The sequence below is a fragment of the Vibrio sp. HA2012 genome, assembly GCF_002812955.1.
Lineage (GTDB): Bacteria > Pseudomonadota > Gammaproteobacteria > Enterobacterales > Vibrionaceae > Vibrio.
Genome location: NZ_PFXK01000012.1, coordinates 40968 through 52545, shown reverse-complemented (window position 1 = coordinate 52545; position 11578 = coordinate 40968). Strand labels below are relative to the sequence as shown.

At 44.1% G+C, this 11578-nt stretch carries 10 protein-coding genes; 5 read left to right on the top strand and 5 right to left on the bottom strand.

The features are described from left to right. The 4 genes from CSW98_RS16835 to CSW98_RS16820 form a co-directional block, all read left to right on the top strand. Positions 1–211: YacL family protein (locus CSW98_RS16835; protein ID WP_198517360.1), on the top strand; the 211-nt coding region annotated here is incomplete at its 5' end. Between the two features lie 258 nt (positions 212–469). Next, positions 470–808 carry a P-II family nitrogen regulator gene (glnK, locus tag CSW98_RS16830; RefSeq protein WP_100801639.1) on the top strand — a complete coding sequence of 113 codons (339 nt, stop codon included), beginning with the start codon at positions 470–472 and terminating at the stop codon, positions 806–808. 24 nt (positions 809–832) lie between these two features. Further along, on the top strand, positions 833–2062 hold the full coding sequence (amtB, locus tag CSW98_RS16825) for an ammonium transporter AmtB (RefSeq protein ID WP_100801638.1): 1230 nt from the start codon (positions 833–835) through the stop codon (positions 2060–2062). A 352-nt stretch (positions 2063–2414) separates the two neighbouring features. Continuing rightward, positions 2415–3746, top strand: coding sequence for a sigma-54-dependent transcriptional regulator (locus tag CSW98_RS16820; protein ID WP_100801637.1), 1332 nt, complete (start codon positions 2415–2417; stop codon positions 3744–3746). Positions 3747–3797: 51 nt separating this feature from the next. Here CSW98_RS16820 and srmB read toward each other — a convergent pair whose 3' ends face one another. Next, on the bottom strand, positions 3798–5042 hold the full coding sequence (gene srmB, locus CSW98_RS16815) for an ATP-dependent RNA helicase SrmB (protein WP_100801643.1): 1245 nt from the start codon (positions 5040–5042) through the stop codon (positions 3798–3800). A gap of 155 nt (positions 5043–5197) precedes the next feature. Beyond that, on the bottom strand, positions 5198–5917 hold the full coding sequence (locus tag CSW98_RS16810; protein WP_100801636.1) for a tRNA1(Val) (adenine(37)-N6)-methyltransferase: 720 nt from the start codon (positions 5915–5917) through the stop codon (positions 5198–5200). A 292-nt stretch (positions 5918–6209) separates the two neighbouring features. Here CSW98_RS16810 and brnQ point away from each other — a divergent pair, with 292 nt between their 5' ends. Then, positions 6210–7526 (top strand): branched-chain amino acid transport system II carrier protein, encoded by a 1317-nt coding sequence (gene brnQ / locus CSW98_RS16805; protein WP_100801635.1) that lies wholly within the window; start codon positions 6210–6212, stop codon positions 7524–7526. 47 nt (positions 7527–7573) lie between these two features. Here the strand turns inward: brnQ and CSW98_RS16800 are convergent, their stop codons facing one another. The 3 genes from CSW98_RS16800 to CSW98_RS16790 all read right to left on the bottom strand — a co-directional run bounded on the left by CSW98_RS16800 (position 7574) and on the right by CSW98_RS16790 (position 11505). Next, entirely contained in the window at positions 7574–9118 is a 1545-nt protein-coding gene (locus CSW98_RS16800; RefSeq protein WP_100801634.1) for a hypothetical protein, read from the bottom strand. Positions 9119–9318: 200 nt separating this feature from the next. Continuing rightward, a complete protein-coding gene (gene rsmC / locus CSW98_RS16795) occupies positions 9319–10341 on the bottom strand; it encodes a 16S rRNA (guanine(1207)-N(2))-methyltransferase RsmC (protein WP_100801633.1) in 1023 nt (340 codons plus the stop codon). 78 nt (positions 10342–10419) lie between these two features. Then, on the bottom strand, positions 10420–11505 hold the full coding sequence (locus tag CSW98_RS16790; RefSeq protein WP_100801632.1) for an AI-2E family transporter: 1086 nt from the start codon (positions 11503–11505) through the stop codon (positions 10420–10422). Positions 11506–11578 lie beyond the last annotated feature (73 nt).

Genomic DNA, 11578 nt, shown 5'->3' with positions numbered 1-11578 from the left:
CCGTGTACAGGAGGCGGGAATTGAAGGAAAAGAGATCAGTATTTCTTTGACCCGGGAAGATGTGGTGGTTCAGGAACATGCTCTGAATCATAGTGAGCTTCCGGACGAGTTTAGTGAATTTGATTTTTACGATTGTGAAAGTTCAGCTTGTTGTGGTTTGGAAGATTTTGAACAATTGCTGTTTTCATGGATGGAATTTATTCGCCGGTAAAAGACCGATAATTACCGGACGGAAAGGGCCTCTTCTTGTCTGGAGAAGAAGACTGTGCTTATTCTTTATTGCACAACAATGGGGCTGATAGCCTTCTCGCTTTAAAATAGGGAAACTGGCGCACTATTCTGGTGCGCCTTTTTTCTTTTGTACCTGTATATAAATATATTTTACCTTTTAAAACAATAAGATATTGAGTTGGCATACTCCTTGATAATAGTCTAGGTGTTCAAGAACTCAATGCTCAGAGGGGATGCAATGAAACTTATCAACGCAATTATTAAACCATTCAAACTGGACGATGTCCGTGAGGCACTGTCTGATGTTGGTATCGAAGGGATGACGGTTTCTGAAGTAAAAGGCTTTGGTCGTCAGAAAGGTCATACTGAACTTTATCGTGGTGCAGAATATCAGGTAGATTTTCTGCCTAAAGTAAAAATTGAAATTGCAACACAGGCGGAAAACGCAGACAGGGTAATCGATGCTATTAGCAAAGCCGCTCATACAGGAAAAATCGGTGACGGTAAGATTTTTGTTTTTGACCTGGGACAGGTTGTACGTATCCGTACCGGTGAAATGGACACCGAGGCGCTTTAAGGCTTAATGGACGAGGATTTTATAATGGAACTATTAACGACAGTAACAGAGTTGCGTTACGCACTGGACACATTTTTCTTTTTAATTTCAGGTGCGTTGGTTATGTGGATGGCAGCAGGATTTGCCATGCTGGAATCAGGCCTTGTACGTTCTAAGAACACAACGGAGATTTTGGCTAAAAACTTCATTCTATATGCAATTGCTTGTACTATGTACCTGCTGATTGGTTACTACATCATGTATGTCGATAATGCAGAAGGTGGTTGGTTCCCGTCTTTGGGCGGTCTTATCGGTACACAGGGTGAAGACGCAGACCATTCTCTGGAATCTGATTTCTTCTTTCAGGTCGTGTTTGTAGCAACCGCCATGTCTGTGGTTTCCGGTGCAGTTGCTGAACGTATGAAACTATGGGCATTCCTGTTTTTCTCTGTAGTGATGACTGGCTTTATTTATCCAATGGAAGGTTACTGGACCTGGGGTGGCGGTTTCTTGTCTGCTGCAGGTTTTAGTGACTTTGCCGGTTCCGGTATTGTACATATGGCTGGTGCTGCTGCAGCTCTTGCTGGTGTACTTCTGCTTGGTGCTCGTAAAGGTAAGTATGGTAAGAATGGTGAAATCCATCCGATTCCGGGCTCAAATATGCCGCTTGCAACACTGGGTACATTTATTCTGTGGTTTGGCTGGTTCGGTTTTAACGGTGGTTCACAGTTGATGGTGTCTGACTTTGAAAATGCAACCGCTGTCGGTCAGGTTTTCCTGAATACTAATGCTGCAGCATCAGCTGGTGCGATCACTGCTCTGCTGGTTTGTAAAACAATGTGGGGTAAAGCGGATCTGACAATGGTACTGAACGGTGCGCTTGCGGGTTTGGTAGCTATTACTGCTGATCCTCTGTCTCCGTCTCCGGTTGCGGCTGTGATTGTTGGTGGTCTGGCTGGTGTGCTGGTGGTATTCAGTATTCTGGCTCTGGATAAAGTGAAAATTGATGATCCTGTGGGTGCAATCTCTGTTCACGGTGTTTGTGGCTTCTTTGGTTTGATGATGGTTCCTGTAAGCAATGGTGACACCAGCTTTGGTTCTCAGTTACTGGGTGCTGCCGTTATCTTTGCCTGGGTATTTGTGGTAAGTCTGGTTGTATGGTCAGTTCTTAAAGCAACTATCGGTATCCGTGTATCAGAAGAAGAAGAGATGGAAGGTATGGATATGAGCGATTGTGGTGTTGGTGCTTATCCGGAATTCGTTACCGTAAAATAAGTTATCTTCTGACTGTTTTACTCTAACTTGAACATAAAACCCGTCGTAATGGCGGGTTTTGTCTGTTTAATAAGATGGGTTTTATTTGACTGGCAGTCTGTCTTTGAAAACTCTCTCACAAGGTTTGTTGCGATTTTTATCGCTTATCAGATAAAAACTGATTGAATTTTCAAAGATTTTTTGTTTTAACTTTTATGTAAGGATAAAAGCGTAGTAATGGATCATACTTGAAGTTTTCTTTCCGTATGCTAAGTCTTAACTATGAGACAAGAAACTTTGTGAAAATCCCGTTTCTCGTCAGTGTCACGTTTGCTAGATTTGATGTTAGAAAAATAAAAAGAAAGGAAAAAAAATGGCTACTAAATTCCGTATGGATTCTGTACCAGGTTCATTGACTGTGGTTGGCGGTAAACATGAACCTTGGTTATCCGTACTTGAACAGGCCGGCTGGCAGTGCCAGCGCTGTGGTGATCTGCGGAAAGCAGATTCATTGTTTACTGAGTCAGGGCCATGTATCGGTATTGTAGACCTTACTCAGGATGAATTCAGTTTGAATGGTATTGCGAATTTGGTCAGCAGTCATAAGCAGGTACGTTGGCTGGCTTTTATTCGTGAAGCTCAGTTAAGTTCAGATACGATCTGCCAGTTTATTGTTAACTTTTGTATCGACTTTTTTACGGCTCCGATACCGGATACGCAGCTTTTGAGTACGATTGGTCACCAGTTGGGTATGCTGAAGCTGGAAAAGAAGGTATGGCCTACTTACGGACAGAATACGGACATGGGATTACTTGGCGATTCCATGCCGATAAAGCGTCTTCGAGAACAGATTAAGCGTATTGGTCCGACGGATGTCAGTATCCTTATTTACGGAGAAAACGGAACTGGCAAGGAAACGGTTGCAAAAGCCATCCACAATACCTCTTCCCGGGCAAAGAAAGCATTTATAACGGTTAATTGTGGCGCTCTTTCTGAATCCCGAATGGAGAAAGATCTGTTTGGTATTAACAGAGAAGAGGGGGATGCTCCGTCTTTACTTGAACAGGCTGATGAAGGCACTCTGTTTTTGAATGATATTTTAAGTATGCCCAGATCACAGCAGGTTAATCTGCTGCGTTTTATGCAGGAAGGAAGACTGGAAACCGATGAAGGCAGTATTGAGCTGAATGTCAGGGTGCTGGCTGCCAATTGTTGTGATATCGAAAAGGCATTGCTGGAGAATGATTTTGACGGAGATCTTTATCACTATATCAATGTACTGAGGATCAATGTTCCGAGCCTGAAAGAAAGAGTCGGAGATATTCCGGTTCTTGCTGCCCACTATTTGCGGGAGTTTTCCCGAGAGTATCATGCTCAGGCTGTTGAGTTTTCAGATGAAGCCATGAAGGCTCTGACACAGTATATGTGGCCCGGCAATATTCATGAATTGATCAATCAAATTAAGCGGGCTGTTTTGATGTCAGACGGAGCCATGATTCATATGGCTCAGCTTGATTTACCACAGCGCCTGAACGGAAAACGCAGCCTGAAAAGGATAAGGGAAGATTCTGAACGGGATGCGTTGGTACTGGTACTGGAATCTCATGGCGGACAGGTATCACCGGCAGCGAAAGAGCTGGGGGTTTCCCGGGCAACTATGTACCGTTTGCTGAATAAACATAACCTGATTGCTGAAGAGGGATAAAGAGAGCTTTGCATGGAGAACGGGGCTGATGAACAGCCCCGTTTTTGTAGATTATTTCTTTTTCACACGACTTTTTTTTCCGCCTGCTGCGGAAGCCTTTTTACCTGCCGGTTTGGTTTTACTTTTTTTCTTCTTTTTGAATACCGGTTTTTTATGTTTTGGACGAAGCCCTTCAACAAAACGTTCTTTGATATCTTCTTTAATGTAACGGGAAACTCGTTCCAGCATCGGCTGATCGTGAGCTTCAACCAGAGAGACGGCACTGCCTTTTTTACCGGCTCTTGCTGTACGTCCGATACGGTGAAGGTAAACGTCTGCACTGCGAGGCATATCATAATTGATTACGTGACTGATATCCGGCAGGTCTATACCCCGAGCCGCTACATCAGTTGCCAGAAGGATATTTACCTCTCCGTCGCGGAAGCGGCGAATTGCATTGTTACGTCTATCCTGAGGCATTTCTCCCTGAATCCAACTGCACGTGATTTGAGCACTTTCCAGTTTACTGCGCAGTTCTGACAGGCGTTCCCGAGTTTTTACAAAAATAATGGTTCGCTCAGCCTCTTCTGCCAGCAGATGCTTCAGCAAATCCAGTTTATGCCCCATATCATCGGCTCTGTGATACCACTGGGTAATTTTCTTTCTTTCCCGGCGTGAAGGCTGGGCATCGATTTCTGCCGGATTATTCAGCAGATCGGCGGTGAACCCTTCGACGCCTTTTCCTTCTAGTGTTGCAGAAAACAGCAGCGTCTGTTTCCGCCAGCGGCATTCATCGGAAAGCCGGTCTACTACTGGGCCGAATCCCATATCCAGCATCCGATCTGCTTCATCCAGTATCAACCATTCAATAGCACGACAGTCGAAACGTTCGGCCTCTATATACTCCATCAGACGGCCGGGAGTGGCGACCACAATATCTTGAGTCGCCGCCAGAATATCAGCGTGTTCCTGATACATGACACCACCGGTAATGGTGATGATTTTCAGTTTGGTATTTTGAGCCAGTAATCGGGTTTGTTCCGCTACCTGCATTGCCAGTTCGCGGGTTGGAGTCAGGATCAGGATCCTGGCTGGTCCTGCTTTTTGACGGGGAAAATCCTGCAGATATTGCAGTGCAGGGATCGCAAAGGCGGCTGTTTTTCCGGTTCCGGTTGGCGCTGAAGCGAGAATATCCCGGCCATCCAGTGCTTGTGGGATGGCTTCAGCCTGAATCTGGGTCGGACGAGTAAAGCCACACGTCTGAATTGCATCCAGCAGGTTTGAATCCAGTTCAAGTTCAGAGAAATTTTTGATCACAATAGGATCTCCACAAGCAGGGGATGTTAACAGAACAACGTTGTTCTTAGAATGAAGGCAGTTACCTGACGGAAGGTAGTTACCTGTTTGGCCGCGCATTATAGAGCGATATATCTGTCATCTCAATATGTGAGATTCGACAGAAACTGATCTCACTACATTTTGAGATAAAAATCTCTGGTAAGAGTGGTAAAAGATTCGCTGTATCCTTGCATATCATGCACGATCAATTCAGATTCATCACAATTGCCTTTTTGCAACGATAGTTCAATCAGTAAACGGTGTACAGGTTTGTTTGCTGTAGAACGTACTTTGCAGAGCCGGGATATAAACCATTCGCAATTTTCTGCCGTATGAATAAATGCCAGGCCTTCTGTGAGCGGAAGAATAAAATTGGCTCTGCCTTTAAGTGTAATTAATTCTTTACACTTGTTAATAAGATCATCGTGTGAAAGAGAGTTTGTGTGTCGGGCTATGGCTCTTGAAGGATGCTCTGATTGTGCGCCAGAGTTGAAATAGGGTGGGTTACATATGATGGCGTCAAAACCACACTTTGAATCGAAGTTTTTTATATCATTATGAATTAAATTGATTTTTTCTTTCCATGGGCTTTGGCTGAAATTGTATTCAGCGGCCAGTGCAGCCTGAGGTTCAAGCTCGACTGCCGTGATCAGTGTTTTCGGATAGCGCTGTGCGCACATCAGTGCCAGTAGCCCGGTTCCTGTACCGATATCAAGTATTCTATGGGTTCCGCTCATATTACACCAGGCTCCCAGTAGTACACCGTCTGTACTAACCGGCATTCCGGATAATCCACCATAAATGGAGAATTGTTTGAAATGGAAATCTTTAGTGGTTTTTTCTTGTTTTTGCATAAAATTTCACAAATAGATCACAATATAGAATCAAAATCTGTAAATCAGGCTATGAATGGTTTTATCTTTTCGATTCTTGCTTTGTTTATTTTTGGTTAATTGGTTTTAAAAACTAATTAATCTGCTAATGTTGGGCTTTAACTCTGGTTTTTTGGGTTTTGGTTGGATTAAAGCTCTGTTTTTGTCGTTCCGGTTGATCCTTATTACTCATTTGTTCATGATTCGCGCTAGGTTTTTAGTGAATTATCCTTTTGTTTATAAAAAGAGCAAAAGATTGTGATAGAGGTGTTCTGTGGATCAGAATCTTAAGTTAACCGATATATTTGCTGTCGGTTTTATGTTGTTTGCCTTTTTTCTGGGTGCAGGCAACATTATCTTTCCTCCTATGGCCGGTCAACTTGCCGGTGAAAATTTATTGCCGGCGATGTCTGGTTTTCTTATTACAGCTGTCGGTCTTCCTCTGATCACCATTATTGCTGTCGCTATTGCTGGTGGCACATGGGGTCATTTGACGGAAAGCTTGCCTAAGCGTGCTGCGACAATTATGGCTGTGTTGATTTTTGTGATTATAGGGCCGGCTTTTGCTGCTCCGCGAACAGCATTGGTTTCTTATGAAATGGCTGTTAAGCCTTTTATTACTGATGCAACTCAGACCGACCTGACTCTTTTTTCTATCCTGTTTTTTGTTGTCGCAATGTTTTTTGCCTGGTCTCAGGGAAAGTTAATTGATGTTATCGGTAAGCTGCTGACTCCAGTATTGTTCATTTGTCTTTTGGTTCTGGCTATTGGTGTGTTTGTTAATCCTCAGGGTTATGCTCTGGCTGCTCAGGGAAACTATATTTCTCAGCCACTGACGACAGGGTTTCTGGAAGGCTATAACACAATGGATACTTTTGCTTCTCTGATGTTTGGCATGTTGATTGTCGACGTATTGCGTAAAAAAGGGATTCATAAAGAAGCTGCGATGACGAAATATCTGATTCAGGCTGCCGTTATTGCTGCTGTCGGCCTGGCCTTTGTTTATATTTCCCTGTTTTATCTGGGAGCAACCAGTGGGGGGGTGATAGTCGGAGCAGATAATGGTGGGGTGATTCTCAGTGCCTATGTTCAGGCTTTATTTGGTCCATCGGGTCAACTTGTTTTGTCGGTGATTATCCTGCTGGCATGTTTGACAACAGCTATCGGGCTGATTTCTGCCTGCTCAGATTATTTTTGCTCATTAACTCCGCTTTCGTATAAATCTTGGGTAATTGTTAATGGCATCGCTTGTGCAACCGTAGCGAATGTTGGCCTGTCACAGTTGATCACTCTGTCTGTTCCGGTTTTGTTTGCACTGTATCCGGTGGCTATTGCTCTGGTTATGTTGACGTTTTCCCGGCGCTTTCTGGCTAATTCGGAGTTGGCGTATCGCACTGTGATTGCGGTTTCTCTGCTGTTTGCTCTGATTGATGCCGCGAAAGTGGCGGGTGCTGATGTATCTGTATTTGGCTTCCTGCCTCTGGTTGATTACGGGATGGGATGGCTGTTGCCAACAGTGGTAACGCTGGTGGTCATGTGTTTTATCGGTTCTCAGAGCTCTGCTCGTCTGGTTACCGGTTCCGGGCAGTAGACGTTAGGTATTGATGCAAAGGGAAAGCAAAGCTTTCCCTTTGCATTTTATCCCAGCAGATCCTGCAGCTTATTGTACAGATAGCAGAGCTTTTTCCGTTTTTCGGATGTAGCTGTGCAATGAGTCAGAATGAAATCAGCCGATTTTAATACGGTTCTCCAGCGTGGGCTTTTCGGCAATGTTTTAAGATGCAGGTATTTATCCAGTGTCCGGGTCTGCAATGTTCCCCTGTCAAGATAAACACGCCACAGACCGCTCTGCTCTGCTAAATCAAATTTGTTGTAGCCGGTGGCCTCTTCCCAGTAATTCAGTGCTGCGTTCATGGTCTCTACCAGAGTTATCCGTATGGTTTGCCTCTGCTTTTCCTGATCTTGTTGCTGGTTTAGCTCTTTTTCCTGACCATGGGATGTAGATTTTTCTGCTGTCAGAAGTAGTTTTAGCAGAGGCGAAGAAGGTGCTGTAAACAGGGTATATGAGGTAAGAAGAGCCAGAGCCGCTGTAAATAGTACACTAATGATAAGAATCTGTTTCAGGTGCACGATTTTGTTGTTTGCTCTGTTTCCCGGTGCTTCGGTCAGCAGTGCCCAGTGATGATTATTGACTCTCACTGGCGTATAGGCGGCGATAACATCTGTATTCTGGCTGTTTGTATAGTTGCTTACACAAGCTTCTCCAGAGAGTGTTTTTTTCAGTATCATCTGTCGGTTTTTTATCTGCGAGTCTGTTATTCCCAGCGTTCGGGGTAGCAGGTCACTGCCGACCAGAAGGGTTTTCAGGGATTCATTACCTGCGTTATCTGTGATTATGCGGCTGATGCCAGTCATAGGCAGGCGGAGTAGTACATAACTGTGCAGATAGCCTTGTTGAATTATTGGTGCGGCAAACCAGGCGTAGCTTTTGTCTCCTTGTCCGGAAAAATCAGACATAATAACCGGGGTATACTCTTCTATGTCTTTGTGTGACTGTGCTACGGTTTGCTGTAAGGTTCTGAATGTCTTACCCAGATTTGAATTGCGGTAGATTCCCGTTAACAAATTGGTACCGAAATCATCATTCTTATTGGCTGAATAAGTAACGTTACCTTGGGGGTCAACCAGCAAAATGTCATCAAAATCTGAGCGTTTCAGCAATTCAATAAAGGCTCTGTGGTAACGCTCATGTAATAGCCGATAGCGTTCACTACCGGAATAGTTGTCTGATTCTTTTAATACGGATGTTTGTATCTTATCTCCAGAGCCTTGAATATATCGGCGTTGGGCATTTTTTCTCGCCTGATCCATATCCTGTCCCAGATCACGGAAAGCGTGGATCAATCCATAAAATTTTCCGCCGCTGACATAGGTCAGTTCTGAACGGACAACCCCCAGTACATAAGATTCCTGCGCATTAAAGTAATCAATTATCTGCTGATGTTTGGCGTCCCGGATTGAACGGAGGTATGCATGGTCTTGTTCTTGCAGAGCCTTGGTGTGGGCCTGAAGGTAAACCAGAGCAATACTGGTCAGCGGGATAAGGCTAAACAGCAGTAATATCCCGGTCAGAGTGCACTGCAGGTGTTTTAGTCTCCGGCTATTAGCGTGTTGGATTAACATTGGATGTAAAATACAGATTGATTGCCATGGTATGTGCGGACAGCAGCCATGCTGTTGTCCGACGGATACACTAAAACTACCAACTTATTTTTCTTTGGCAAGAAAGTTTTGTCTGAAACGTGGTTTGTGGTTTGTTTTTGTCCTTTTTGTCCTTTTTGTCCTTTTTGTGCTTAGATATTTATCATTTTAAACGATTTAGGTTATTTTTTTGCATGGTAAATTGTGAATTTACTGGTCTTATTAATTGCTGCGTAATTACCGAATGCCGTTTCGATAATCGGAGGGTATTTTAAGAAACTGTTGGCAACAATGTAAAGTTCTCCATGGGAGGACAGGTATTTCGGAGCCTGTTCCAGCAACGTTTCGGTCGCATTGTAGCTGGTATCCAGTCCTGAGTGAAAAGGAGGATTACTGATCAGAAAATCATAGTTTCCGGATATATCCGAATAGACATCAGACGCAAAGACTTTACCCTGAAGGCCATTTTCCTGCAGGGTGGCACGACTTGAAACAATAGCAAACGCATTGATATCGCACATTTCCAGTTCTATTTCTGGATTTTTTCTGGCTAATACACTGCCGATAACACCGGCACCACATCCGAAGTCCAGTACTCGTCCCTGCAATATCGGCAAGGTGTTAATAAGTAACTGGGTTCCGAGATCAAATTCACCATGGCTGAATACACCAGGCAGACTTTTGATGGTTAAATGTGTACCGGCTATGTCCAGCGGGTAAGTTTTAAACCATTCTTCCAGCCGGAAAGGGCGGGGTATTTCACTACAGATTCCGCGGTAAAAGGAGCAACGCCGGGCTGAATCGTATTTGCGGATAGTACCGTAAGGCTGAAATATCTTTTCGATGCTTTTCACCCCGGAGCGATTTTCTCCAACAACACAGATTTCAGTATTTGTACCCAGACGGGAAAAGAGCATATGTAACAGATACTGGGCTTCTGCTTTGGCTTTCGGCCAGTACAGCAGGATCATATCGGCTTCAGCTTTTGTATCCAGCTCTACATCAAAATAGCAGTTGATTGTCGGGTAGGCAGAGAGCTGACGGTAATAGCCGTAGTTGGTCGTAAATACGGAAACGGATTCACAATGGCCGGCGAGTTCTACCGGCAGCAGATCTTCTGCTTCACCGGCTACTAATACCCGTTTACCTTTGAAGCAGGAAAACTGACGTTCGGTTATCTGACTTGGGGCGGTATAAACTGACATTTTTTTCTCTTAGCGGGTGCAGTAAAACAGCAAAAACGGGCAGATTTTCGCATAATCTGCCAGCACCATGAAGTAAATTTAATTTTTATCCTGATTATGGAGAAAGTGATGAAATTCTTCTTCGTAGATATTAAATAAAACAATCGTAATAGCGAATATCAGTGGACCATATATTAACCCAATCAGGCCGAATACGTGGATCCCTCCCAGTAAAGAAAAAAAGATCATTAGTGTATTCATACCAGCACTGCCCTGCATCAAAAACGGGCGTAAGAGATTATCAATGGAGCCGACAACAGTGATACTCCAGAGCGCGAGGAAGACAGCCCATCCTGTTTCACCGGTCAGCAGAAGATAGGCTGTTGCCGGTAGCCAGATCAATGCGGTACCGACGACAGGAATAAAAGAGGTGAATCCCATTACTGTTCCCCAGAAAAGTGCCGGAAATCCGACTATCAGCATCCCTATGCCTCCGGCCACTCCTTGTGCCAGAGCTGTCAGGAAGGAACCCATGACAGCGGATTTTGATACTTTTTCTATTTCATCCAGAAGTTTGTCTTCTTGACTCCGGGATAAAGGAAATACGTGTCTTATTACCCGGATGATCCGGTCATGATCCCTGAACAGAAAAAACAGAACAAACAGCATCAGAAAGAAGTTAACCAGAAAGTTTGTTGCATCACCGAGGATCTTTGCGCTGATGGATACCAGCTTGCTACCAAAAGTAGTTGAAAACTGTGCAAGTTTTTGGGCTATTTGTTGTGGTTCTATGTTATCAAACGGTGAGTATTCGTTAATCAGGGTCACAATATTCAGGAGCCAGGGTTGAGCAAAAAATTGGTCAATTCCTCCGTTGCTTACCCAGTGATAGACATTTTGTGACGCAACGGATCCTTGCTGAACTATAGCAGCAAAGATAACCAGCAATGGGATCACGATAATAAACGTCAGTACAATACAAGAGAGAAAAGAAGCCGTATTCGGTGAATTGGGCAGCCTGTTTTCAATGCGTTGGTGGACGGGAGACATCAGCAGAGACAGAATAAAAGCCATCACGATAGAATTTATGTAAGGCTGAATCAGCAGGTAACAGGCATATCCTGCGGCCAGTAGAGCAGTGATGAGTACCCAATGACCGGAATTGAGCGGTAGTTTCGTTTTCACCTGGAGATTCTCTTTTTCATCATGATGTTAGTGGTATTACTTCGGTCTATATAATGGACGTTTAAGTGGTTAT